Here is a 25514-nt window from a genome sequence, read left to right as displayed (position 1 = left end):
GATTACCCCTTAACTTCAACATTTACTAGATGTTGAACTTTCATAATTTGGCCACGGTTTGCAGGAGTGTCATTCACTGTTGCAGTAGAATTAAGCTTCTTCAAACCTAGGCAACGAACTGCATCTTTTTGTTCTTGAGTGCAGCCGATTGTCGATTTTTTCAATTTTACGATAAATGTCTTAGCCATGATCGCCTCCGATTATTTGCTCAACTCTTTAAGTTGATTCAAACCATCGATTGTTGCTCTTACTGCATTATGCGGGTTACGAGTACCAACACATTTAGTAAGAATGTCTTTTACGCCAACTGACTCAAGAACGGCACGTACTGCACCACCCGCGATCACACCAGTACCTGGAGCTGCTGGTTTCATAATAACCTTTGCAGCACCGAATTTACCGATAACTTCGTGAGGGATTGTGCGACCTTCTTTAAGAGTCACAGATTTAGCTGATTTCTTAGCCGCGCGGCTAGCTTTGCCGATAGCCTCTGGAACTTCCACAGACTTACCAGAACCAAAACCAACATCACCAGCTTTGTTACCAACAACTACTAGAGCTGCGAAAGAGAAGCGACGACCACCTTTAACAACTTTTGTTACGCGGTTGATCGCTACTACACGCTCTTCCAATTCAGCTGCTTGAGCTTGAACTTTCTCCACATTCACTCCTTAGAAATTGAGGCCGCCCTCACGAGCGCCATCAGCTAGAGATTTAACACGGCCGTGGTACAAGTAACCGTTACGGTCAAATACTACGTTCGTGATTTTTTTAGCGGTAGCAGCTTTCGCTACTTCCATACCAACAAGCTTAGCCATATCGATGCCAGCCTTGTCTTCTTTACCAAGAGAAGAAACTGACACAAGAGTGTGACCAGTAACGTCGTTGATAACGCTTGCGTACATATGCTTACCGCTTCTGTATACGCAAAGACGAGGTCTTTCATCAGTTCCGTTAACCGTTTTACGGATACGGATCTTCTTTTTAAGGCGATTTACTTTACGATCGCTTGTATGTTTACTCATTTTCAATTTCATACATTACCTCTATTTACCAGCAGACTTACCGGCTTTACGACGGATATGCTCACCAGCGTAACGAACACCTTTGCCCAAGTATGGCTCTGGTGGACGGAACGAACGGATTTTAGCAGCAACTTGACCAACAAGTTCTCTGCTAGCGCCAGTGATTGAAAGTGCTGTTTGTTTTTCAACTTTGATTTCGATGCCTTCAGGGATATCGAAGATTACAGGATGAGAGAAGCCCAAAGAAAGCTCCAACTTTTTACCTGCAACGTTTGCACGATAACCTACACCTTGAAGCTCAAGACCTTTAGTGAAACCTTTAGTAACGCCAGTTACTGCGTTTTGAACCAAAGCTCTGTAAAGTCCGTGCAATGCACGAGCTTCTTTAGAGTCGTCTTTACGAGTCAACACTACCTTGTTGCCATCAACTTTAGCTGTAACTTGAGGCTGCATACCAATCTTCAAAGAAGATTTCGCGCCTTTAATCACAACTTCGTTAGCAGGTGTAACATCTACTTTTACTGTGTTATCAAAAATAACGGGTGCTTTACCAATACGAGACATGTTTCACCTACCAAAGTGTTGCAAGCAATTCGCCGCCAAGGTTTGCCTGGGCTGCTTGCTTACCGCTCATGATCCCTTTGCTCGTAGAAAGGATAGTCATACCCATTCCAGAACGAACTTGAGGAATTTTATCTGATTTAACATATACACGTCTGCCTGGACGGCTTACACGGTCGATAGAGTTGATCGCATGTTGACCAGCTTCATCGTACTTCAAGTAAACACGCATAATGCCTTGCTTAGAGTCTTTAGCAACTTTGAAGCTGCGGATAAGACCTTCGTTAACAAGGATTTGTGCGATACCAGCGCGAACTTTAGAAGCAGGCAAATCCACTTTTTCGTGTTTTGCTGCTCCAGCATTTCTAATGATTGTAAGGAACTGAGAAATTGTATCCATAGTTTTCCTCTTACCAGCTAGCTTTCGTTACGCCAGGCAGTTTACCGTCAAGTGCAAGCGCTCTGAAGGCGATACGAGACAAACCGAATTTTCTGTAGTTACCACGAGGGCGACCAGAAATTTCACAACGTGTGATAACACGGTTGATGTTTGTCTTTTGAGGAAGAGCTTGAAGCTTTTTACGAGCTTCTGCTCTTTCGTCATCAGAAAGTTTCATGTCAACGGCTTTATTTCTAAGCTCTGTTCTGTATTCAGTATAGCGCTTAGCAATTGCTTTTCTTTTGTTATTTTTAATAATTGCTGATTTGCGTGCCATTAGATCATCCTACTTTCTGAAAGGCATACCAAGTGCTTCAAGAAGCGCTCTGCCTTCAGTGTCGTTTTTAGCTGTTGTACAGATAGTGATGTTCATACCACGAGTTTTATCAACTTTATCGAAGTTGATCTCAGGGAACACGATTTGCTCCTTAAGACCCATGTTGTAGTTACCACGGCCGTCAAAACCTTTATTTGGCAAACCACGGAAGTCACGTACGCGTGGAAGAGCCAAAGTGTTCAAACGATCGATGAATGACCACATTCTCTCTTTTCTCAAAGTCACGCGAACACCCAATGGGATGCCAGCACGCAATTTAAAGTTGGAGATAGCTTTTTTTGCTTTAGTGATAACTGCTTTTTGACCAGCAATTGCAGTGATCTCGTCAACAACAGTGTTCAAAATTTTTGGATTTTGAACAGCTTCGCTCAAGCACACGCTAAGAGTGATTTTCTCCAAGCGAGGAACTTGCATTACGTTATCAACTCCCAATTGTTTTTTAAGAGCAGGAGCGATCTCTTTATTGTATTTAGCTTTTAAGCGATTCATCTCATACCCCTTACAGAACTTCCGGAGCCAAAGATACGATCTTAACGAACGACTTAGCTCTCAATTCTCTGGCAACTGGGCCAAAGATACGTGTTCCAATTGGTTCTTTATTGGCGTTGATCAAAACTGCAGAGTTATCATCAAAACGGATGTAAGAACCGTCTGCACGACGAAGCTTTTGAACCGTTCTAACTACTACTGCTTTTGCAACGTCACCTTTTTTAACTTTAGCGTTTGGCAAAGCTTCTTTGATGGAAACAACGATAATGTCACCGATAGAGGCAACACGACGTTTAGAACCACCAAGAACCTTTACGCACATAACTTCTTTTGCGCCAGAGTTGTCAGCTACATTTAGTCTAGTTTGCATTTGAATCATGACAACACCCCTACGCTTTCGCCGTCTCTACGACTTCAGAAAGAGCCCAACGTTTAGTTTTGCTAAGAGGACGTGTTTCACGGATCTTAACGATATCACCAATTTTAGCTTGGTTTTTTTCGTCATGAGCTTTGAACACAGAAGTTTTCTTAACATACTTACCGTATTTAGCGTGTTTAACCATGCGGTAGATTAGGACAGAGATAGTTTTATCCATCTTGTCGCTGATAACCTCACCAACTACTTCGATTTTACGACCACGAGTATTTGTTTCAGTTGTCATCTAACTACCTCGCTACTTTCTTTACGATTGCTGTATTGATTTTCGCGATTGAACGACGAAGATCACGAATTTCAATTGGATTTGAAAGTTGACCAATTGAATTCTTGATACGAGCTTGGAACAACTCTTCTGAAAGAGCTGCTCTTTTCTTTTTCAATTCAGTTACAGAAAGATCTTTAATCTCTACGAACTTCATAACTACTCCCTAACCAAGAAACGAGTTTTGAAAGGAAGTTTGTGAGCTGCGCGTTCGAAAGCTTCTTTAGCTTGCTCACGAGTCACACCGTTCATTTCGAAAAGTACTTTTCCAGGAAGAACACGGGCTACCCATAGCTCCGGGTTACCTTTACCGCTACCCATACGAGTTTCAGCTGGTTTCTTTGTTACCGGTGTATTTGGGAATACACGGCACCAGATTTTACCACCACGCTTAACTGAACGGGAGATAGCAATACGACCTGCTTCCAACTGACGTGCTGTAAGACGTCCTTCCTCAACTGCTTGAAGACCGAAATCTCCAAAATCAAGGTTAGAACCTCTGTACGCAAAACCAGTTGCGCGGCCTACAAATTGTTTACGCCATTTTACTCTTTTAGGACTTAACACGACCTGCCTCCTCAACTTCGCGAGCAGATAAGATATCGCCTTTATAGATCCATACTTTCAATCCGATGATACCGTATGCAGTTAGAGCTTCAGCAGTACCGTAGTCGATATCTGCACGCAATGTATGAAGAGGAACACTCTTCTCATTGTACCACTCTGAACGAGCAATCTCTGCACCATCAAGACGACCGGAAACACGGATCTTGATACCTCTCACGCCGCCTTTGATCGCAGCTGCAATAGATTTTTTAAGAGCTCTTCTCCAAGAGATACGTTTCTCAAGTTGTTGAGCAATGCTCTCAGCAACGAGCTGAGCATCGAGGTCTGGCTTGCGCACTTCTTGGATGCTCAAGAAAACTTCGTTGGGTGTAAGTTTTTGAACTTCCGCTTTAAGAGCGTCAATACCAGTACCTTTTTTACCAATAACAACACCTGGGCGAGCAGTAGAGATGATGATTTTGATCTTCTTCGCTGCACGTTCCATTTCGATTTTAGCTACACCAGCGTGCTTAAGTTTACCTTTTAGGTATTTTCTCAAGCGGATGTCTTCATGTAGATTTTCGAAATATTGGTTACCCTTCGCATACCAGCGAGAGTCCCAAGTTCTAATAACACCAACGCGTAAACCAATTGGATTAACCTTTTGTCCCACGATTATTTCTCCTCAAGTACTACGTTGATGTGGCTTGTTTTCTTACGAACACCGAATGCACGGCCTTGAGCGCGTGGACGGAATCTCTTAAGAACCGGACCTTGATCAACCCAGATGGCTTTAACAACCAAGTTATCAATGTCCATAACTTTTTTGTATTCAGCGTTAGCAACCGCAGATTCGATAAGTTTCTTTACCATACCTGCAGTTTTTTTGTTCAAGAAAGTAAGAGTTTTAACAGCTTCGTTCACGTCTTTACCGCGAACTAGGTCTGCAACAAGTCTTGCCTTTTGGGCGCCTACTCTTGCGTATTTTAGACTAGCTTTAACTTCCATTATAAACCTCTACCTACTACTTCTTGGCAGCAGCTGGAGCTGCGGCTTTCTTCTCAGCATGGCCTTGGAAAGTTCTTGTCGGAGCAAACTCACCAAGTTTGTGACCGATCATGTTCTCAGTGATGTAAACTGGAACGAACTTTCTACCATTGTGAACTGCGAACGTAAGTCCGATAGTTTCTGGAAGAATTGTTGAACGACGAGACCAAGTTTTGATAACTTTCTTGTCGTTTTTTTGAATTGCGTGGTCGATCTTCTTTTGTACGTGAAGATCAACAAATGGACCTTTTTTAATCGAGCGTGCCACAGTCTACTCCTACTTACGTCTCTTAATGATTGAAGAGTCAGTTCTCTTGTTATGTCTTGTCTTGTAACCTTTACATGGTTGACCCCATGGAGTTACAGGATGATGACCTTTACCCACACCTTCACCACCACCCAATGGATGGTCTACTGGATTCATGTGCATACCACGAACTGAAGGACGGATACCTCTCCAACGAGAGCGACCAGCTTTACCAAGATTAATATTTTCGTTATCAGTATTTCCAACTTGCCCGATAGAAGCGCGGCAAACTGAAAGAACCTGCTTCAACTCACCAGATGGCATACGCACTTGGCAGTACATATCACCTTTACCAGCCAAAGTCGCGCTCGCACCTGCACCTCTGCAAATTTGACCACCTTTACCTGGACGCAATTCGATATTGTGAATCACAGTACCAACTGGGATAGCTGAAAGAGACAAAGAGTTACCTGGTTTGATATCGGCTTTGTCAGAAGATAGAACAGTGTCGCCTACATTCAAGCCAACTGGCGCGATGATGTATGCTTTCTGACCATCTACATAGTTAAGAAGAGCGATACGGCAAGTTCTGTTCGGATCGTACTCGATCGCAGCAACTTTCGCTGGCACTTCTAGTTTAATACGTTTGAAATCAATCAAACGGTACTTACGTTTATGACCGCCACCTTGGTGACGAATAGTAATTTGACCGTGATTGTTACGAGCCGCTTGTTTCTTAAGAGGAGCAAGCAAAGACTTCTCTGGAGTTGTCTTTGTGATTTCTTTGAAATCGAAACCTGTCATTCCTCTACGACCATGAGAGCGCGGGGCGAACGTCTTGATACCCATCTTTATACTCCCTCAAAAAGAGCGATCTTCTCACCTTCAACAAGCTTAACGTAAGCTTTTTTCCAGTAAGGGACCTTAGTTGCACCAAACTTCGTGTTTTTAGAGTGACCGCGGCAAACGCTAGTTCTTACGCTGTCCACTTTAACTTTGAAGTTCTTTTCTACTGCTGTTTTTACTTCTGTTTTTGTAGATTTCATATCTACTTCGAACACGTAAACACCAGCTGCGTTGTGGTATGTGTTTTTCTCCGTGATTAGTGGAGTTTTAATTACTTGTTTCATCTTACGCTTTCTCCATTGAGCAGCGATCTACGATTTTAGCTACAGAATCTTTTGTGATTACTGCTGCATCGTATTTCAAAAGATCAAACACGTTCAAACCTTCAACTGGGAAGTATTTGAATGTTGGAAGATTTTTTGAAGCTTGATTGAACTTGTCGTTAACATTTGCATCGATCAAAACTGCTTTTTTCAAGCCGAACGCTTTAAGGCGTTTGCTCAATTCAGCTGTTTTACCTTCAGATTGCATGCTGTCTACTACGAACAACTTGCCTTCTTTTTGAAGGTGAGAAAGTGCCATGCTCAAACCTAAGCGACGAACTTTTTTAGGAAGCACGAACGCGTAGCTGCGAGGTTGAGGACCGAAAGCAGTACCACCACCAGGCATCAAGATAGAACGGCTAGAACCTTGACGAGCTCCACCAGTACCTTTTTGTTTGAAAGGCTTCTTACCACCACCGCTCACTAGACCTTTTGTTTTAGTCATGTGAGTACCTTGGCGACGGCTAGCCAATTGCCATTGAACTACTGTGTGTAGAACTTCCTTTTTAACAGGAGTCTCGAAAACATCAGCAGCAAGGTCGATGGATCCTACTTTTTCTTTTTTCCAGTTAAGTACATTTACTGTTGCCATATTACACTCTCACCAATTTCACCAAAGTGTTTTTCGCACCTGGAACTGGGCCCTTAACCATAACAACGTTTTCTGCGTGATTGATCTCGACGATTTCAACGTTCTTAACAGTTACTGTTTCGTTACCAAGATGACCTGGGAATTTCTTACCTGGCATTACGCGACCTGGCCATGTTCTGTTACCAGAAGAACCCGGACGACGGTGGAATTTAGAACCATGTGAACCAGGTCCACCGGCGAAGTTCCAACGCTTCATAACACCCGCAAAACCTTTACCTTTAGATTTCGCTGTCATTTTAACAACGTCACCTTTAGACAAAGAATCGATAGATACTTGCGCGCCTACTGTAAGACCTTCTGGAATAGCTTGACGAAGTTCTTTTACGAATTTCGCGCCATTTTCGAAGCCAGCACCTTTAAGGTGGCCTTGTTCAGCTTTGTTTGAATTTTTAGCTTTTTTAGGTTCGCAAGCTAGTTGAATAGCTTCGTAACCATCTGCTTCGTTAGTTTTGATTTGAGAAACAAACCATGGCTCATAACGAAGAACTGTAACTGGGATAGCTTCACCTTGCTCATTGTAGATGGTAGCCATGCCCTCTTTGAATGCGAACAAGCCATCAAGTTTTAGGCCTGTAGACGTTTGTGTGTTTTCTGTAGTTTCGCTCACGTCTTACTCCTAAACCGCTGATAGTTTGATTTCGACGTCAACACCAGCAGAAAGGTCCAACTTCATAAGTTGGTCTACTGTTTGTTGAGTAGGTTCAAGGATATCAAGCATACGCTTGTGAGTTCTTACTTCGAATTGCTCACGAGATTTTTTATCTACGTGCGGAGAACGAAGTACTGTGTAGCGATTGATGCGAGTAGGCAAGGGAATTGGACCCGCAACTTTTGCGCCTGTGCGACGAGCAGTCTCAACGATTTCTTTCGTCGACTGATCAAGCAATTTATGATCGAATGCCTTCAATCTGATTCTAATCTTCTGACTTTGCATAAGGACACTTCTCTTCTTTTTTTATAAAGTAGCGTAATTACTAGCAAACTTGTTAATAACTGAACATCCAATCCCATCGAAAACTTGCCCCGAATTAGCCCTTGCGGCCTAGAAAGTCCACCAAACGCGGGGGGTTTTTTGTAAATTTAGATGTCACGAGTGCGCGAGTATGCGCATTTAAAAAATCTTTGTCAAAGGGAAAAAATTAAATAATTAATATCTTCCCATTTTATGTAGAATTTCCGTTTTCACCTTCGCAGGGACTACGGCGTATTCTAAGAATTCCATACTGAAACTTGCTCTCCCCTGACTCAAACTACGCACATCAGTCGCATAGCCAAACAGAGTGGCCAACGGAGCCTCGGCAAAGATAACCTGCCCGCCCCCTGGCTTCACATTCATCGTAAGAATCTTCCCACGACGGGAGTTCAAATCGCCCACGATATTGCCCACAAAATCATCAGGGCAAGTCACTTCAAGCTTAAAGATAGGCTCCATAAGCTCAACTTGGGCTTTTTTAACGGCATCCCTGAAAGCCAGGGACGTAGCCGCTTTAAAGGCCATTTCCGAGGAAGATTCAGGACGAGCTTCAACAGCTGTTAAAGTCCCCTTAATACCTAGCATGGAATAACTTGCCAACGGCCCCACTTCGGCAGCCTCTCGGAAACCGATTTCGACAGCCTTAAGCATCGTTGGTGTAAATTCTTTAGACGTGGATACCTTGCTGACAAATTGAATATGATCCGCTTGAGAGATCGGTTCAATAGTCAGAGATACAGATGCGAAGTTCATTTCACCCGCAATTTCACGCTCATAAACATGAGTCGCTGATGCTGACGATGTGATCGTTTCGCGATAGGACACCTGCGGCTTACCGACATTCGCCTGCACTTTGTGCTCGCGAAGAAGACGGTCCACCAGGATGTCCAAATGAAGCTCCCCCATACCTGATAGTAGGATTTGACCAGTTTCCGGGTCGTTTCTTAACTTACAAGAAGGGTCTTCTTTTTGAAGTTTCTCAAGGCCCGCAAGCATCTTCTCCTGGTCAGCAGAAGATTTCGCTTCGATCGCAACTGCGATCACTGGCTCTGGGAAAGTAATAGATTCAAGAACTACAGCATGGGACGTTTCGCAAAGAGTGTCGCCTGTACCGGTGAATTTCAGACCGATCACGGCGCCGATATCACCAGCTTTAAGACTATTCACTTCTTCACGGGAGTTCGCATGCATTTTCACCAGCTTTTGAATACGCTCTTTCTTTTGAGTACGAGGATTCAATAGCTGGTCGCCCACCTTTACTTCACCGGAATAAACACGGATGTAAGTCAAAGTACCTGCGAACGGATCGTTGGCAATTTTAAAGGCCAAGGCCGCCACATGAGCGTCAAAATCAGTTTTACATACGATTTCTTTTTCAGGTCGTTCTGGATCGTGACCCACGATATCCGGAACTTCGATCGGTGATGGAAGATAATCAATCACACCATCAAGCAAAGGCTGAATACCTTTGTTTTTGAAAGCGGCTCCACAGAATACCGGGAACGCTTTCAACTCAAGAGTGCCTTTGCGAAGAGCAGCTTTTAGCTCTACCACAGACACTTCTTCTCCATTGAGATATTTCTCAAGAAGAACATCGTCAAACTCAACGATCTTCTCAACGACCTCAGTACGGAAGCGATTGATTTCTTCCTTCATGTCGTTAGGAACATCGGTGACTTCGAAATTGTCGCCCATACCGGACGTCGTCCAGATATAAGCACGATTTTCCAGAAGATCCACAACACCGCGGAAAGTATCTTCCACACCGATCGGAACTTGAACTGGAATTGGATTCGCCTGAAGACGTTCTTTGATTGTCCCGTAAGACATCACAAAGTCAGCACCCACGCGGTCCATTTTATTGATGAAGCAAATTCTTGGTACCTTGTACTTGTCAGCTTGTTTCCAAACCGTTTCAGACTGAGGCTCAACACCATTAACGCCGTCAAATACTGCCACCGCACCATCAAGAACGCGCAAAGAACGTTCAACTTCAATAGTGAAGTCAACGTGCCCCGGAGTATCGATAATGTTAATTCGGTGGTCTTTCCAGAATGCCATAGTGGCGGCAGAGGTAATAGTAATACCACGCTCTTGTTCTTGAACCATCCAGTCCATAGTGGCCTGGCCGTCGTGAACTTCACCAATTTTATGACTTTTTCCAGTGTAGTAAAGAATGCGCTCGGTGGTCGTCGTTTTACCGGCATCAATGTGAGCCATGATGCCGATATTACGAGTATACTTGAGATCAGCTACAACTTTAGGATCTTTAGCTGACATGTAAACAGATTACCAATTGTAGTGAGAGAAAGCCTTATTAGCTTCAGCCATACGGTGAACTTCATCTTTCTTCTTAATAGAGTTACCTCTATTGTTGTAAGCATCGATGAATTCGCCAGCCAAACGCTTAGCATGGTCTTTTTCGCCACGTTCACGAGAGTATTCTACCAACCAACGCATAGCCAAAGCTAGACGACGAGTTGGACGAACATCGATAGGAACTTGGTATGTAGCACCACCAACACGGCGAGAACGTACTTCGATAGAAGGCTTAACGTTCTCAAGAGCTTTTTTGAAAACTGCAATTGGCTCTTCGCCTTGCACTTTTCCTTCAAGTTCTTTCAATGCTCCGTAGAAAAGCTTCTGTGCAGTAGCTTTTTTACCTTGGTACATCATTTTATTGATGAACTTAGCGATTGTTAGATCCTTGAAAACCGGATCAGGAATGATTTCTCTTTTAAAGGTCTTTTTACGACGTGACATCTCTTAATCCTTATTTCTTAGGTCTCTTAGTACCGTATTTTGAACGACCACGAAGACGACCGTTCACACCTTGAAGATCTAGAACACCGCGAACGATGTGGTAACGAACACCCGGCAAGTCCTTAACACGGCCGCCACGGATCAAGACAACGCTATGCTCTTGAAGATTGTGACCGATACCTGGGATGTAAGAGATAACTTCAAAACCGTTGGAAAGACGAACTTTTGCTACTTTACGTAGAGCGGAGTTCGGCTTCTTTGGAGTTGTTGTATAAACACGAGTACAAACACCACGACGCTGAGGGCATGACACCAAAGCAGGTGATTTAGTTTGGTTTTTTTGAACTTTACGCTCACTTTTGATGAGCTGGTTAATTGTAGGCACTTTTATAACCCCTTAAACAATTTAGATCTAATTCAAGACGCTGGAACTTACATTGTCGCAAGTGTCCGGGTCAAGACATTGTTGTTATTTTTATTTCCCAAAAACCGGCGTGAGTTCCACTTTTTGAGTTTTTTACATTTTTCTTACAAGATCCGGGGCCTTAGCCCTCAAAACCGCTAGTGAGGCGGCTTTGAGGTCGTGGGGCACCGCGGTTCATTAACCTTGGTGAGGCTGAGAAGAAGCCGTCATTCCTGGCAATGCCACGAATGATGTATCGTCGTCTTCTGCAACTGAAACTTTCCAACGTTTGTAAGAAGTTAAGCCAGTACCTGCAGGGATCAAACGACCCATGATGATATTCTCTTTCAAACCACGCAAATGGTCTGTGCGAGAATTAATCGCCGCTTCTGTAAGTACTTTTGTTGTTTCTTGGAATGACGCTGCTGAGATCCAGCTATCAGTGCTCAAAGAAACTTTCGTAATACCAAGAAGAAGTGGATTGCATGTAGCAGGTTGTCCACCTTCACGGTTCAAACGAGCATTTTCTTCGTCGAAAGCATATCTTTCAGCTTGTTCACCAGCCAAGAAACGGCTGTCACCAGCGTCCTTGATCTCTACTTTACGTAGCATTTGGCGAACGATCACTTCGATATGCTTATCATTGATAGCAACACCTTGAAGTCGGTAAACTTCTTGGATTTCATCAACAAGGTATGCAGATAGGGCTTTAGCACCCAGAACCGCCAGAATGTCATGAGGATTTGTTGGACCGTCCATCAACGCCTCACCGGCTCTTACGTACTCACCTTCTCTTACAGCAACGTGCTTACCTTTAGGGATGAGGTATTCTTTTTGCTCACCCACTTCAGGAGTTACGATCACACGTTGTTTACCTTTAACGTCTTTACCGAATGTCACATAACCATCAATTTCAGAGATGATTGCTGCTTCTTTCGGTTTACGAGCTTCAAACAATTCAGCAACGCGCGGAAGACCGCCCGTGATATCCTTCGTTTTCGAAGTCTCACGATGCATTTTCGCGATTACGTCACCGGCATGGATCTCTTGACCGTCAGCTACAAGTAGCTGAGCACCCACTGGGATCAAATATCTCGCAGGGATGTCACGACCAGGAAGATTCAAGACTTTACCATTGCCATCAACCAGGAACACAGTTGGTTTGATGTCAGAAGATTTGGATTCCATGATAACTTTAGTCGCGAAACCAGTTACCGCATCCACTTGCTCCTGCATCGTAGAACCTTCTTCGATATCCTGATATTGGATCTTCGCAGAAACCTCTGCGATGATTGGATTCGAATATGGATCCCATTCTACAACTGTTTGCCCTTTGGCAACTTTGTCACCTTCTTTAAAGTTCAATACAGCACCGTAAACGAGTTTGAAATTCTCGCGTTCACGACCTGCTTCGTCCATAACCAGTGCAGAACCGTTACGATTCATCACAGTTAACTTACCGTTACGGTTTGTAACAGCATGAACGTTTTGAAGTTTAATTGTACCGTCATAACGAGTTGTATGAACAGATTGCTCAACTGAACGAGAAGCCGCACCACCCAAGTGGAACGTACGCATCGTCAACTGAGTACCCGGCTCACCGATAGATTGAGCTGCGATAATACCAACTGTTTCACCAAGGTTCACAGTCGCACCACGAGACAAGTCACGGCCATAGCACTTCACACAAACGCCACGTTTAGATTGGCACACTAGGGCTGAACGGATGTCGACTTTATCGATACCCAAGCCTTCGATAGTTTTAACGTCAGTCTCTGTGATTTCCTGGTTCGCTCTAACAACTACGTTGTTTGTTTGAGGATCAACAACATCTCTCAATGTTGTACGACCAAGGATACGATCACCGATATTTTGGATGATCTCACCAGCTTCGTAAACTGGAGTGATTTCCAAACCGTCGTCAATTCCGCAATCCAATTCAGAAACTACCACGTCCTGAGCAACGTCAACCAAACGACGAGTCAAGTAACCGGAGTTCGCTGTTTTCAATGCTGTATCGGCCAAACCTTTACGAGCACCATGCGTAGAGATGAAGTACTGGATAACTGTCAAACCTTCACGGAAGTTCGCAGTGATCGGTGTTTCGATGATCTCACCAGAAGGTTTCGCCATCAAACCACGCATACCACCCAACTGACGGATCTGAGTCGCGGAACCACGGGCTCCGGATTCAGCCATGATGTAGATTGGATTGAATGAAGGTCCAACTACTTCTTTGCCATCAACGATGAACGTTTGTTTTTCAATCGCGTTCATACCTTCTTTAGCAATTTTGTCAGCAGTTTGTGCCCAGATATCCACTACCTTATTGTAGCGCTCACCATCTGTGATCAAACCTTCATCGTACTGAGTTTGGATCTCAGTCACTTGCTTTTCAGCGTCAGCGATCATTGGAGCCTTGGCAGCCGGGATAACCATGTCATCGATACCGATAGACATGCCTGCAGCTGTTGAATATTTGAAACCAAGTTCCATGATTTTATCAGCCAGGATACAAGTCGCTTTTGCACCAGCAAGACGGAAAGTCTTGTCGATCAAAGCTGCGATTTGCTTCTTGGTCATGATTACGTTGACGTCGTTGAAAGGAACTTCTTTAGGAACGCTATCAGAAAGAATCGCGCGACCTACAGTTGTTTCCTGCAATTTGCCATTGATACGAACTTTACAAGTCGCTTGCAAGTCCACCAAACCTGTTTCGTAAGCGTATTGCGCTTCCTGAACAGTTGAGAAGATTTTGCCAGTTCCTTTTGCCCCTAGACGGTTGCGAGTCAACCAGTACAAGCCCAACACGATATCTTGTGATGGATTGATAACCGGTTTACCAGACGCCGGAGAAAGAACGTTGTTTGTAGACATCATCAAAACACGAGCTTCAACTTGAGATTCCACAGAAAGTGGAACGTGAACCGCCATTTGGTCACCGTCGAAGTCGGCATTGAAGGCACCACACACTAGTGGATGCAATTGGATCGCCTTACCTTCGTGAAGTACAGGTTCGAAGGCTTGGATACCAAGTCTGTGAAGAGTTGGCGCACGGTTTAGAAGAACTGGATGTTCTTTAACCACGTCAGCCAGGATATCCCAAACTTCAACTGATTCTTGCTCAACCATTTTTTTGGATTGCTTGATAGTTGCAGTCAGGCCTTTTTCTTCAAGTTTGTTGTAAACGAATGGTTTGAATAGTTCCAAAGCCATTTTCTTAGGAAGACCGCATTGGTGCAATTTCAACGTCGGACCTACAACGATAACGGAACGACCAGAGTAGTCCACGCGTTTACCAAGTAGATTTTGACGGAAACGACCCTGCTTACCTTTCAACATATCAGAAAGGGAGCGAAGAGGACGTTTATTTGGACCAGTGAAAGTCTTACCGCGACGACCGTTATCCAACAATGCGTCTACTGCTTCTTGCAACATACGTTTTTCATTGCGGATGATGATGTCTGGAGCGTTAAGCTCTTGAAGACGTTTCAAACGGTTATTACGGTTGATCACACGACGGTAAAGATCATTTAGATCTGAAGTCGCGAAACGACCGCCATCTAGTGGAACTAGAGGACGTAGATCTGGTGGCAACACTGGAAGTGCTTCCAACATCATCCATTCAGGTTTGTTGATAGAGCCTTTAAAAGCCTCAACAACCTTAAGACGTTTAGTGATCTTTTTCATGCCCGCTTCAGACTTAACGTCTTTAGCTTCCATACGAAGCTTACGAGACAAATATTCTGGATCGATTTTTCTCAAAAGGTCACGAACAGCTTCGCCGCCCATGCCGTATTTGAATGAAGGACCGAATTCATTCAAAGCTGCGTTCAAAGCTTCTTCAGTCAATACTTGGCCTTCTTCCAATGTAGTTTCCATTGGATCGATAACCACGTGTGCTTCACAATACAAAACTTTCTCAACATCCTTAAGAGATAGATTGAGCAAGTTACCAATACGAGAAGGTAGAGAGCGCAAGAACCAGATGTGCGCAACCGGAGTTGCAAGCTCAATGTGGCCCAGACGTTCACGACGAACTTTAGTTTGTGTTACTTCAACGCCGCACTTTTCACAGACGACGCCACGGTACTTCATACGTTTATACTTACCGCACAAGCACTCGTAATCCTTGATAGGACCGAAGATTTTCGCACAGAACAAGCCGTCGCGCTCAGGCTTGAATGTACGATAGTTGATAGTTTCTGGCTTCTTAACTTCACCAAATGACCAGTCACGAATCATTTCAGGTGACGCCAACGATACTCGTACGGCGTCAAACGAAAGTGGATCTTTTGGTTTATCGAAAAAATTCAACAAGTCTCTCAAAGAACACCCCTGTTGTTAAAGTTTTAATTAGTGCTGCTCTGGCTCAGTAGGAGCCACAACAGTTGCTTCAATAACATCGCCACCGCCATCAAGATCTTCATCTTGATCACGAAGGATGTCGGACTCCATCAACTCAACATTCAATGCAAGAGACTGAAGCTCTTTCACTAGAACGTTGAACGATTCAGGAAGACCCGGCTCAAGGATGTTTTCACCCTTAACGATACTTTCGTACATACGAGTTCTACCAGCTACGTCATCTGACTTAACAGTTAGGAACTCTTGTAGAGAGTATGCAGCACCGTATGCTTCGATCGCCCAGACTTCCATCTCCCCTAGACGCTGACCACCGAATTGAGCTTTACCGCCCAATGGCTGTTGCGAAACTAGAGAATAAGGTCCGATAGAACGAGCATGGATCTTCTCTTCAACCAGATGGTGAAGTTTAAGCATGTACATGATACCCACAGTAACCGGATTCGTGAACGGCTCACCAGTACGGCCATCGAATAGGATGGATTTACCGGAAAGTGGAACTTCTGCTTTCGCAAGCAAGTTCTTAACGTCTGATTCACGAGCACCGTCGAATACCGGTGTTCCAACGTGAATACCGTTCTTCATACGAGTTACCATAGATTTCAAAGAGCCTTCGTCAGCGCCATCAAGTTTTGCGCTGATATCAGAGTCATTGAAGATATCTTTCATTTCTTTACGTGCGTTTTCTGCATTCCACTTTTCAAGGTGAGAACCGATTTGTTTACCCAAGTTGTGCGCTGCCCAACCCAAGTGAACCTCAAGGACCTGACCGATGTTCATACGCGAAGGTACGCCCAGTGGATTCAAGACCATGTCAACCGGAGAACCGTCTGCAAGGTATGGCATGTCTTCAACAGGCAATACTTTAGAAACGACACCTTTATTTCCGTGACGGCCGGCAAATTTATCGCCGACTTGCATTTTACGTTTAATCGCAACGTAAACTTTAACCATTTTGATAACGCCTGGAGGAAGCTCGTCACCTTTACGAAGGCGATCGATTTTCTCGTTGAATACCAATTTAACTGCGTCAAGTTGGTTACGGGCGTTGTCGATGATTTTGTTAACCTGGAACTCAAGATCTTGCTCAAGAGGGATATAGTTCAACAATTCGAATGGAATTGTCTCGATATCCGCGATCGTGATCGATTGACCTTTGTTCAAAAGTTTTTGAGATCCATCTTCATTCAACAATACGCCAGTAGTGATTTTGCCTACCAGGATATCGCGAAGTTTCGTGATGGAGTTATTTTTGATAACGTTTTGCTCAACAGCCAAGTCTTTTTCAAGCTTGCGTTTTTTCTCTTCGATGATTGAAGACAAACGCTCATCGCGGTCTGCGCCTTCACGAGAGTAAACTTGAGCATCGATAACTGTACCGTAAACGCCAGATGGTGCGCGAAGTGATGTATCACGTACGTCACCAGCTTTTTCACCGAAGATAGCTCTCAAAAGTTTTTCCTCAGGAGAAAGTTGAGTTTCACCTTTTGGAGTAACTTTACCAACCAGGATGAAGCCAGGGCGAACTTCCGCACCGATGCGGATGATACCAGAGCTATCCAGGTCTTTAAGCGCTTCTTCACCGACATTGGCGATATCGCGAGTGATCTCTTCTTTACCTAGTTTCGTGTCACGCGCTACGCACTCGAATTCTTCGATGTGGATAGAAGTGTAAACGTCGTCTTTCAACAAACGCTCAGAAATAAGGATGGAGTCCTCGAAGTTGTAACCCTGCCAAGGTGTGAACGCCACCAGGATGTTTTGTCCTAGAGCCAACTCACCAAGCTCAGTGGAAGGACCATCGGCAACGATGTCGCCTTTAGAAACCTTGTCACCAACAGTTACGATTGGTTTTTGATTGAAGCATGTATTTTGGTTCGTACGTTGGTACTTAGTCAAATTGTAGATATCAACGTTCGCACCCAGCTCGCCGCCTTTAGCGAAACGACGGATAACGATACGAGATGCATCCACTTCTTCAACGATACCGTCGTTTAGAACAACGACAGATGTACCAGAGTCACGAGCAACCAAACGCTCTACGCCCGTACCAACAAGTGGTGCGCGAGAACGCAACAATGGAACCGCTTGACGTTGCATGTTCGATCCCATCAACGCACGATTGGCATCGTCATGCTCCAGGAATGGAATCAAAGACGCCGCGATAGAAACCAGCTGAGATGGAGAAACGTCCATCAATGCAACTTTGTCTTTATCAACGATTTCATACTCACCGTCACGACGAGTGATTGTCGTAGCAGTTTGGATTGATTTGTTACCAGCTTCATCACGAGCTGCTGGAGCGATGTAGTGACCCGCTTCTTCCAATGCAGACAAGTAATTGATGTCTTTAGATACAGAACCTTGATCAACCTTACGGTATGGAGTCTCGATGAAACCATAGTTGTTGATACGAGCGTAAGTAGCCAAAGAAGCGATCAAACCGATGTTTGGTCCCTCTGGAGTTTCAATTGGGCAGATACGACCGTAATGCGTAGGATGTACGTCACGTACTTCGAAACCTGCACGATCACGAGTCAAACCGCCGGGTCCAAGAGCAGACAAACGACGTTTGTGCGTGATCTCGGACAACGGATTCGTTTGATCCATGAACTGTGACAATTGAGAAGAGCCGAAGAATTCTTTTACAACCGCATTCACTGGTTTCGCGTTTACCAGATCGTGAGGCATCATTGTTTCTACGTCTTGTAGAGACATACGTTCACGGATCGCGCGTTCCATACGAACTAGACCGATACGGTATTGGTTTTCAAGCAACTCACCAACAGAACGAACACGACGGTTACCCAAGTGATCGATATCGTCGATAACACCACGACCGTTTTTCAGATCGATAAGAGTTTTGATAGTGCTCAAGATATCTTTGTGAGTCAGCGTTCTGTGAGACGGAGGGCACTCATCCATAGAGATACCGAATCTGTGGTTGATCTTGATACGACCAACTTCAGAAAGATCATACGTCTCTGGATCGAAGAACAAACGACCGAAGAACGTCGTAGCAGCTTCCAAAGTTGGAGGCTCACCTGGACGAAGACGTTTGTAGATCTCAACCAATGATTCGTCTTTGTTTGAAACTTTATCAACCAACAATGTGTTGCGAAGGTAAGGTCCAACAGTCAAACCGTCGAAGAAGATCATGTAGAAGCTTTCGATGCCCGCTTCGATGGAACGCTTGATGATTGCAGCATTCAACTCTGCATTTGCATCAGCGATGATCTCACCAGTGGATTCATCGATAAGTGGTTTCGCCAAAACTTTACCATCAAGGTCGCTTGGTTCAACTTCAAGTTCAGTGATGTTAAGATCTTTGATTTTCTTAACGATCGCGCGAGTGATACGACGACCAGCTTTAACCAGTGCCTCGCCACCTTTTGGATCAACGATATCAGTCAATGCTCTTTGGCCTGACATTCTTTCGATGTCCAACTTACGGAACAACTTGCCACCTTTAACGTAAACTTCGTCAAGGTCGTAGAAGTATTCAAGAAGTTGTTCAGCGTTGTAACCCAATGCTTTCAAAAGAATTGTCACTGGGAATTTACGACGACGATCGATACGAACGTGGATCAAATCTTTTTGATCGAATTCAGCATCCAACCAAGAACCACGGTAAGGAATCACGCGTGCAGAGTAGATCAATTTACCAGAAGCATTGTTTTTACCACCGTCGTGATCGAAGAACACGCCCGGAGAACGATGCAACTGAGATACAACAACGCGCTCAGTACCGTTGATGATGAAAGAACCGTTCGCAGTCATCAATGGGATTTCGCCAAGATAAACTTCTTGTTCTTTAACGTCTCTGATAGAGCGTGCTTCTGTTTCTTCATCAACATCGAAAACGATAAGACGAAGAGTCACCTTGATCGGAGCAGCGAAAGTCATACCACGCTGACGGCACTCGTCCACGTCGTACTTAGCTGGCTCTAGAGTGTATGATACGAACTCAAGGCTTGCAGTGTTGTTGAAATCTGTGATTGGGAAAACAGATTTGAAAACGCCATTGAGACCAGCTTCACCGCGGCGATCTGGATCCATATCTTTTTGAATGAAAGCTTCGTAAGAAGATTTCTGTAGTTCAATCAAATTTGGAATATCAATGACTTGCTTATTTTTCGCGAAAGACTTTCTAACTCGAATGTTAGAAGCCGTAACTGGAGTTTTTTCCAATGTACTCTCCGTGATAAGAAAATCGAAACTTCACTTCGGGCGGAAGAATCAAGAACCACATTAAATAAAAGATAAACGCAAGGAACCAAACTACGTCCGGGTTTTCAAAAAAGCAAGGGATTATCAACACTTTCGCTTCTTTACTTTCTTTCAAAACTTTGGGTTTTTTAGCTTCGGAGCGACGCATTTTGGGGAGGGGGCAGGGACTTATATTTTGGGCACGGGCATCCGGCCCTCAACCGCCCCTCGATACCGCATCGTGCGGGGGCGGAGGCCTCAAAATATAAGTCCCTGCCCCCTCCCCAAAACGCTCGTTCAAGGTCAAATAAGAAGTTTTGAAAGAAAATAATGAACCGAAATCGTCGCAAAACCGAATTTCTTGGTTACAAAAAGTAGTTTGGTGGCTGGATTTTTATTTTATTGAACGTAATTCCCCGATTCAGAGATCTGGGAAATGCGGGGATTGTTGCTTTAAGACAACATGATTTAACGCGTCAACATTGGCTTTTGAAAATCCGGGGGATGACTTGGATATTTTCGACCTCCCGGCCCGCAGGATGCGGCACCCAAGCCGGGCAAGCGCAGGAAGCGCGGGTCGAAAATAGCCGAGGCAGACCACGGATTTTCGAAAGACAAGGCGGTCGTCGCAAATACCGCGGTCCTAAAAAGCAAAAAGCCCCGTGTTTCCACGAGGCTTTCGGCAATTTTCAAAACCAATAAGGTCAGAAAGACTACTTAACAGTAACTTTCGCGCCCGCAGCTTCAAGAGCTTTTTTGATTTTTTCAGCGTCTTCTTTAGTCGCGCCTTCTTTAACAGCTTTGCCACCAGCTTCAACTAGTGCTTTAGCTTCAGCAAGACCCAAACCAGTCAAACCACGTACTTCTTTGATTACGTTGATTTTGTTCGCGCCAGCATCAACCAAGATAACGTCGAATGCAGTTTTTTCTTCAACAGCAGCAGCAGGACCAGCTGCAGCAGCTACAGGAGCAGCAGCAGAAACGCCCCATTTAGTTTCAAGCAATTTTACAAGTTCAGCGATTTCTAGAACTGTTTTCGCAGACAATGCGTCAACAAGTTGATCGTTAGTTAGAGACATTTTAATCCTCCAGGGATTTAAAAAATTATTTAAAATTCAATTTCTTTGCACCATTAACTCCGAACAGTCGGAGCGCAAGCATTATGCTTGTGGAGCAGCTTCAGTACCAGCGTCAGCGCCGCCACCAAGTTTTTCAGCGTAAACGTTCAAGCATCTAGCAAGTGTAGTTGCTGGAGCAAGAAGTGTAGCCAAGAACATAGCACGGAGTTGGTCTTTACCAGGAAGAGTCGCCAAGAATTTAATCTTAGCATCATCCAAAGCTTCGCCATCCATTACACCAGACTTGATTTGAAGAACTTCTACGTCCTTAGCGAAATCAGCCAATGTTTTAGCAGTTGCGTTCACTTCACCGTATGAGAATACGATGGCGTTAGTACCCTTCATTGAATTAGTAAATGCTTTTTCAATAGCTGGGTGATCTTTGAACGCTCTTTTTGCTAGAGTATTACGGACAACTTTCATCTCTGAATCAGCAGCATTCAATTTTTTACGCAAGTTAGTAACTTGCTCAACCTTGATGCCTTTGAAGTCGACGATGAAAGCTCCTTTAGCGTTACCGAACTTTTCAGTGATAAGCTTAATCTCTTGCTCTTTATCTGCGCGAGTGATCATAAGTGAGCCTCCTTTCATTAGACTTTTCCCTTCTTGCGAAGGGGTGTATGCGAATCAGGTCGGTTTGGAGGTAAAATAACCTTTTAGCCTTATCTCGGCAGGCCCCACACAATCATGGGATTACATTCACTGAAGAAAACCTACTGTCTCTGATCGCTTTAAATTTAAAAAACAAATAAACTAGATCAAAAAAGAAAAGCTCCAGCCAAAGCCGGAGCTTAAATCAAGAACTAGTTAACACCAGTTGCAGCTGCTGCCGCATTTGGCTCGATCTTCACGCCTGGACCCATAGTTGATGCTACGGAGATAGAGCGAAGGTAGATACCTTTAGAAGATGCTGGTTTCGCTTTAACCAATGCGCCCAAAAGGACCATGAAGTTATCACGAAGTTTAGCATCGCCCATAGATTTCTTACCGATACCAGCATGTACGATACCTGCTTTATCAACGCGGAAATCTAGCTTACCTTTTTTCTCAGCAGCTACAGCTTCGCCAACGTTCATAGTTACAGTACCGATTTTTGGATTCGGCATCAAACCACGAGGCCCTAGAATTTTAGCAACTTTAGAAACAGTCGCCATCATGTCTGGAGTCGCGATACATTTATCGAAATCCAACCAGCCGCCTTGGATTTTAGCCACAAGGTCGTCAGCGCCAACAAAGTCTGCGCCAGCGTTTTTCGCTTCAGCCTCTTTAGGACCTTTTGCGAAAACAACTACTTTTACTTCTTTACCCAAACCGTGAGGCAATGAGATTGCGCCACGAACTTGTTGATCAGATTGCTTAGGGTCGATACCCAAACGCAATGCTACGTCGATAGATTCATCAAACTTCGCTGGAGCGGACTCAACAACGAGTTTGAATGCTTCTTCAACAGAGTACTTTTTTGCAGAATCTACTTTTTTAGAAGCAGCTGCGAACTTTTTACCTGCCATTGTTCACTCCTACGCGATGTCGATGCCCATGCTCTTAGCTGTACCAGCAACTTGTGACATTGCGGATTCAACTTTCAAGCAGTTCAAGTCAGGCAATTTCGTTGTAGCGATTTGCTTGATTTGATCGTTATTAATTTTACCAACTTTGTCCTTTTGAGGCATTTTGGAACCAGATTCCAATTTCAACGCCTTTTTAATCAAAGAAGACACCGGTGGTGTTTTTGTGATGAAAGTAAACGATCTGTCTTGGTAAACAGTGATGATGATAGGGATGATGCTATCACCCAACGCTTGTGTACGAGCGTTGAACTGCTTACAGAATTCCATGATGTTTACCCCGTGCTGTCCAAGTGCCGGTCCAACGGGTGGAGCTGGATTAGCTTTCCCTGCCGGTATTTGCAGCTTGATCATTCCTGTAACTTTTTTTGCCATGACCCACTCCTGCAAGAGGTTGTGTTATTAATCCAAAACTCACCCTATGTGAGCTTCAGTTTTAAGCTTTATCTACTTGAATGTAGTCCAACTCAACTGGAGTTGGTCTACCGAAGATGCTAACAAGAACTTTAAGCTTGGCTTTGTCCTCGTTTACTTCTTCTACAGTTCCTTGGAAGTTAGCAAATGGACCGTCAACAACAGTCACATTTTCACCTACAGAGAACTTCACCTTCATTTTCGGTTTTTCTGCAACACCAGCCATTTGCTGAGTTACGCGGAAAACCTCTGCTTCAGGTACTTCAGGGGGACGAGTTTTAGTGCCACCCACAAAGCCTGTTACTTTTGACGCATTTCTTACCAAATGCCAAGTCTCATCATTCAAAAACATTTGAACGAAGATATAACCTGGGAAAAATTTACGCGATCTAGTCTGCTTTTGGCCTTTTACAAGCTCAACTACATTTTCAGCCGGAATAAGGATCTCTCCGAAGAACTCTTCCATTTTGGAAGTTTTGATCTTCTCTTCGATAGCCTTTTTAGCCGTGTTTTCACAACTTGTCTGAACGTTGACGATGTACCACTTTTTATCCATGGCCGATCCTTACTTCATTAGATAGTTGATAAAGAAGCCAGAAATCAGGTCAAATGAGCTGATAATCACGCTTGAGATAAGAACCATTACAACACAAACAATAGTCATAGCCGTTGTGTCTTTACGAGAAGGCCATACTACCTTACGAACTTCAGACACAACTTCTTCCGCCCAAGCTTGAACGCGTGGGTTAAACTGAAGCAAAACAAACAACAAAATACCTGCTCCAACCGGAAGACCGTGTTTGAACAAGTCATTATCTGCCAATTTCGCTACAACACCAAAAGCACCCGAGAATGCTTTGATAAGCATGTGCACAGTCAATCCAAGCAATGCACCTGCAACTGCAAAACTAAGTGTAATAATCTTAGAGTTAGTTTTTTCCACGATACCTCATTCCTGTTGAAATATTTCTGTAGAAATTGGCAGGGGCGGAGGGATTCGAACCCACGACCTAACGATTTGGAGTCGTTCGCTCTACCACTGGAGCTACACCCCTGCATTTTTTATTGAAGACAATCGGCCATCCCCTGAGTGGGTGCTGACCGCTTCTCTTCAATAAAAACCAAAAACAGAAAAACTTTTGTGCATACGCAAGAAACACCGAGGGGGACCCTTTTGTCAAGGAGTCCCCCGGGTGATTTTTATTTCAGCCTATGCTGCGTTAATCCTACTCAAGGATTTCGATAACAACGCCGGCGCCAACTGTACGGCCACCTTCGCGGATAGCGAAACGCAATTCTTTTTCCATCGCGATTGGAGCGATCAACTCAACTGCCAATTCAACGCGGTCACCTGGCATAACCATTTCAGTGCCAGCTTTCAAAGTACAAACACCAGTTACGTCAGTTGTACGGAAGTAGAACTGTGGACGGTAACCGTTGAAGAATGGAGTATGACGTCCGCCTTCTTCTTTAGTAAGGATGTACGCTTCAGCTTTGAATTTTTTGTGAGGTTTAACTGAACCTGGTTTAGCAAGAACTTGACCACGCTCAACGTCTTCTTTTTTAGTACCACGAAGAAGAACGCCGCAGTTGTCGCCCGCTTGACCTTCATCAAGAAGTTTACGGAACATCTCGATACCAGTAACAGTAGTTTTTTGAGTTGGACGGATACCGATGATTTCGATCTCGTCACCAACTTTAACGATACCACGCTCAACACGGCCAGTAACAACTGTACCACGACCAGAGATAGAGAACACGTCCTCTACTGGCATCAAGAAAGTTTTGTCAGTAGCACGAGCTGGTTGTGGAATGTAAGCATCGCAAGCTTCCATCAATTTCATGATAGATGGACGACCGATTTCAGATTGGTCACCTTCCAAAGCTTTCAAAGCAGAACCTTTTACTACAGGGATATCATCACCTGGGTATTCGTACTTAGAAAGAAGTTCGCGGATCTCAAGCTCAACTAGCTCAAGAAGTTCTTTATCGTCAACCATGTCAACTTTGTTCATGAAAACAACCATTGCAGGGATACCAACTTGGCGACCCAAAAGGATGTGTTCACGAGTTTGTGGCATAGGACCGTCAGCAGAAGAAACAACTAGGATAGCGCCGTCCATTTGAGCAGCACCAGTGATCATGTTTTTTACGTAGTCAGCATGTCCTGGGCAGTCAACGTGTGCGTAGTGGCGGTTTTCAGTTTCATACTCAACGTGAGTAGTAGAGATAGTGATACCACGCTCGCGCTCTTCTGGAGACTTATCGATTTGATCGTAAGACATCGCTTGAGCTTTACCAGCCGCTGCAAGAGTAGTAGTGATAGCAGCAGTCAAAGTTGTTTTACCGTGGTCGACGTGACCGATTGTACCGATGTTAACATGCGGCTTATTACGCGTGAATTTCTCTTTAGACATTATATCCTCCTGCAGAGATTTTTTTATTTTTATCTAACTTAAAGCCAAATTTATTAAATACAAGTAAAACTAAG

The 25514-nt window shown here is 44.2% G+C and carries 31 protein-coding genes and 1 tRNA gene; all 32 read right to left on the bottom strand.

The annotated features are described in order from the left end of the window. Positions 1–2 precede the first annotated feature (2 nt). Entirely contained in the window at positions 3–188 is a 186-nt protein-coding gene (rpmD, locus tag ACLVWU_RS03875; RefSeq protein WP_413577467.1) for a 50S ribosomal protein L30, read from the bottom strand. A 12-nt stretch (positions 189–200) separates the two neighbouring features. Next, positions 201–662, bottom strand: coding sequence for a 30S ribosomal protein S5 (rpsE, locus tag ACLVWU_RS03870; protein WP_340599063.1), 462 nt, complete (start codon positions 660–662; stop codon positions 201–203). Between the two features lie 9 nt (positions 663–671). Beyond that, complete coding sequence (gene rplR, locus ACLVWU_RS03865; protein ID WP_340599062.1) at positions 672–1037, bottom strand: 50S ribosomal protein L18; 366 nt, start codon at positions 1035–1037, stop codon at positions 672–674. A 9-nt stretch (positions 1038–1046) separates the two neighbouring features. Continuing rightward, positions 1047–1589 (bottom strand): 50S ribosomal protein L6, encoded by a 543-nt coding sequence (rplF, locus tag ACLVWU_RS03860; RefSeq protein WP_088615295.1) that lies wholly within the window; start codon positions 1587–1589, stop codon positions 1047–1049. A 7-nt stretch (positions 1590–1596) separates the two neighbouring features. Beyond that, positions 1597–1986: a 30S ribosomal protein S8 gene (rpsH, locus tag ACLVWU_RS03855; protein ID WP_340599060.1), complete on the bottom strand. Its 390-nt coding sequence runs from the start codon at positions 1984–1986 to the stop codon at positions 1597–1599. Between the two features lie 10 nt (positions 1987–1996). Continuing rightward, positions 1997–2302 (bottom strand): 30S ribosomal protein S14, encoded by a 306-nt coding sequence (gene rpsN, locus ACLVWU_RS03850; RefSeq protein ID WP_413577465.1) that lies wholly within the window; start codon positions 2300–2302, stop codon positions 1997–1999. Positions 2303–2311: 9 nt separating this feature from the next. Then, the gene (gene rplE / locus ACLVWU_RS03845; protein WP_413577463.1) at positions 2312–2851 is read right to left on the bottom strand and encodes a 50S ribosomal protein L5; all 540 of its coding nucleotides are present in this window, start codon (positions 2849–2851) and stop codon (positions 2312–2314) included. A 10-nt stretch (positions 2852–2861) separates the two neighbouring features. After that, on the bottom strand, positions 2862–3230 hold the full coding sequence (rplN, locus tag ACLVWU_RS03840) for a 50S ribosomal protein L14 (protein ID WP_413577462.1): 369 nt from the start codon (positions 3228–3230) through the stop codon (positions 2862–2864). A gap of 10 nt (positions 3231–3240) precedes the next feature. Next, positions 3241–3513 carry a 30S ribosomal protein S17 gene (gene rpsQ, locus ACLVWU_RS03835; RefSeq protein WP_088615300.1) on the bottom strand — a complete coding sequence of 91 codons (273 nt, stop codon included), beginning with the start codon at positions 3511–3513 and terminating at the stop codon, positions 3241–3243. 4 nt (positions 3514–3517) lie between these two features. After that, positions 3518–3709, bottom strand: a complete 192-nt coding sequence (gene rpmC, locus ACLVWU_RS03830) for a 50S ribosomal protein L29 (protein WP_088615301.1) — start codon at positions 3707–3709, stop codon at positions 3518–3520. 2 nt (positions 3710–3711) lie between these two features. Beyond that, positions 3712–4119, bottom strand: coding sequence for a 50S ribosomal protein L16 (gene rplP / locus ACLVWU_RS03825; protein WP_088615302.1), 408 nt, complete (start codon positions 4117–4119; stop codon positions 3712–3714). Further along, positions 4106–4771, bottom strand: coding sequence for a 30S ribosomal protein S3 (gene rpsC, locus ACLVWU_RS03820; RefSeq protein ID WP_340599054.1), 666 nt, complete (start codon positions 4769–4771; stop codon positions 4106–4108). The genes rplP and rpsC overlap by 14 nt, the downstream gene beginning before the upstream one ends. A 2-nt stretch (positions 4772–4773) precedes the next feature. Further along, the gene (gene rplV, locus ACLVWU_RS03815) at positions 4774–5106 is read right to left on the bottom strand and encodes a 50S ribosomal protein L22 (RefSeq protein ID WP_088615304.1); all 333 of its coding nucleotides are present in this window, start codon (positions 5104–5106) and stop codon (positions 4774–4776) included. A 16-nt stretch (positions 5107–5122) separates the two neighbouring features. After that, positions 5123–5413 carry a 30S ribosomal protein S19 gene (gene rpsS, locus ACLVWU_RS03810; RefSeq protein WP_413577460.1) on the bottom strand — a complete coding sequence of 97 codons (291 nt, stop codon included), beginning with the start codon at positions 5411–5413 and terminating at the stop codon, positions 5123–5125. A 9-nt stretch (positions 5414–5422) separates the two neighbouring features. Further along, entirely contained in the window at positions 5423–6241 is an 819-nt protein-coding gene (rplB, locus tag ACLVWU_RS03805) for a 50S ribosomal protein L2 (protein WP_181606319.1), read from the bottom strand. A gap of 2 nt (positions 6242–6243) precedes the next feature. Continuing rightward, entirely contained in the window at positions 6244–6522 is a 279-nt protein-coding gene (rplW, locus tag ACLVWU_RS03800) for a 50S ribosomal protein L23 (RefSeq protein ID WP_413577458.1), read from the bottom strand. Between the two features lies 1 nt (position 6523). Then, positions 6524–7153, bottom strand: a complete 630-nt coding sequence (gene rplD / locus ACLVWU_RS03795; protein ID WP_413577456.1) for a 50S ribosomal protein L4 — start codon at positions 7151–7153, stop codon at positions 6524–6526. 1 nt (position 7154) lies between these two features. Next, positions 7155–7820: a 50S ribosomal protein L3 gene (gene rplC / locus ACLVWU_RS03790; protein ID WP_413577455.1), complete on the bottom strand. Its 666-nt coding sequence runs from the start codon at positions 7818–7820 to the stop codon at positions 7155–7157. Between the two features lie 9 nt (positions 7821–7829). Further along, complete coding sequence (rpsJ, locus tag ACLVWU_RS03785) at positions 7830–8147, bottom strand: 30S ribosomal protein S10 (protein ID WP_011165353.1); 318 nt, start codon at positions 8145–8147, stop codon at positions 7830–7832. Positions 8148–8360: 213 nt separating this feature from the next. Continuing rightward, complete coding sequence (gene fusA, locus ACLVWU_RS03780; protein WP_413577454.1) at positions 8361–10466, bottom strand: elongation factor G; 2106 nt, start codon at positions 10464–10466, stop codon at positions 8361–8363. 9 nt (positions 10467–10475) lie between these two features. Beyond that, positions 10476–10949 (bottom strand): 30S ribosomal protein S7, encoded by a 474-nt coding sequence (rpsG, locus tag ACLVWU_RS03775; RefSeq protein WP_413577452.1) that lies wholly within the window; start codon positions 10947–10949, stop codon positions 10476–10478. A gap of 10 nt (positions 10950–10959) precedes the next feature. Next, on the bottom strand, positions 10960–11334 hold the full coding sequence (gene rpsL / locus ACLVWU_RS03770; protein ID WP_413577449.1) for a 30S ribosomal protein S12: 375 nt from the start codon (positions 11332–11334) through the stop codon (positions 10960–10962). 216 nt (positions 11335–11550) lie between these two features. Beyond that, a complete protein-coding gene (rpoC, locus tag ACLVWU_RS03765) occupies positions 11551–15681 on the bottom strand; it encodes a DNA-directed RNA polymerase subunit beta' (RefSeq protein WP_413577446.1) in 4131 nt (1376 codons plus the stop codon). A 27-nt stretch (positions 15682–15708) separates the two neighbouring features. After that, complete coding sequence (gene rpoB / locus ACLVWU_RS03760; RefSeq protein WP_413577443.1) at positions 15709–19908, bottom strand: DNA-directed RNA polymerase subunit beta; 4200 nt, start codon at positions 19906–19908, stop codon at positions 15709–15711. A 731-nt stretch (positions 19909–20639) separates the two neighbouring features. Further along, complete coding sequence (gene rplL, locus ACLVWU_RS03755; RefSeq protein WP_413560187.1) at positions 20640–21005, bottom strand: 50S ribosomal protein L7/L12; 366 nt, start codon at positions 21003–21005, stop codon at positions 20640–20642. 81 nt (positions 21006–21086) lie between these two features. Continuing rightward, on the bottom strand, positions 21087–21617 hold the full coding sequence (gene rplJ / locus ACLVWU_RS03750; RefSeq protein WP_413577441.1) for a 50S ribosomal protein L10: 531 nt from the start codon (positions 21615–21617) through the stop codon (positions 21087–21089). A gap of 230 nt (positions 21618–21847) precedes the next feature. Next, positions 21848–22552: a 50S ribosomal protein L1 gene (rplA, locus tag ACLVWU_RS03745; RefSeq protein ID WP_413577438.1), complete on the bottom strand. Its 705-nt coding sequence runs from the start codon at positions 22550–22552 to the stop codon at positions 21848–21850. Positions 22553–22561: 9 nt separating this feature from the next. Next, a complete protein-coding gene (gene rplK / locus ACLVWU_RS03740) occupies positions 22562–22984 on the bottom strand; it encodes a 50S ribosomal protein L11 (protein WP_340599043.1) in 423 nt (140 codons plus the stop codon). A gap of 61 nt (positions 22985–23045) precedes the next feature. Then, on the bottom strand, positions 23046–23579 hold the full coding sequence (nusG, locus tag ACLVWU_RS03735) for a transcription termination/antitermination protein NusG (RefSeq protein ID WP_413577436.1): 534 nt from the start codon (positions 23577–23579) through the stop codon (positions 23046–23048). A gap of 9 nt (positions 23580–23588) precedes the next feature. Then, entirely contained in the window at positions 23589–23966 is a 378-nt protein-coding gene (gene secE, locus ACLVWU_RS03730) for a preprotein translocase subunit SecE (RefSeq protein ID WP_413577434.1), read from the bottom strand. A gap of 36 nt (positions 23967–24002) precedes the next feature. Continuing rightward, positions 24003–24078: transfer RNA gene (locus ACLVWU_RS03725), tRNA-Trp, on the bottom strand. Positions 24079–24249: 171 nt separating this feature from the next. Next, positions 24250–25440 (bottom strand): elongation factor Tu, encoded by a 1191-nt coding sequence (tuf, locus tag ACLVWU_RS03720; protein ID WP_413577432.1) that lies wholly within the window; start codon positions 25438–25440, stop codon positions 24250–24252. Positions 25441–25514 lie beyond the last annotated feature (74 nt).

Origin of the sequence: Bdellovibrio sp. HCB290 (assembly GCF_047305925.1) — a bacterium.
In the GTDB taxonomy this organism is placed as follows: domain Bacteria; phylum Bdellovibrionota; class Bdellovibrionia; order Bdellovibrionales; family Bdellovibrionaceae; genus Bdellovibrio.
This window is presented reverse-complemented; position numbering and strand designations above follow the sequence as displayed.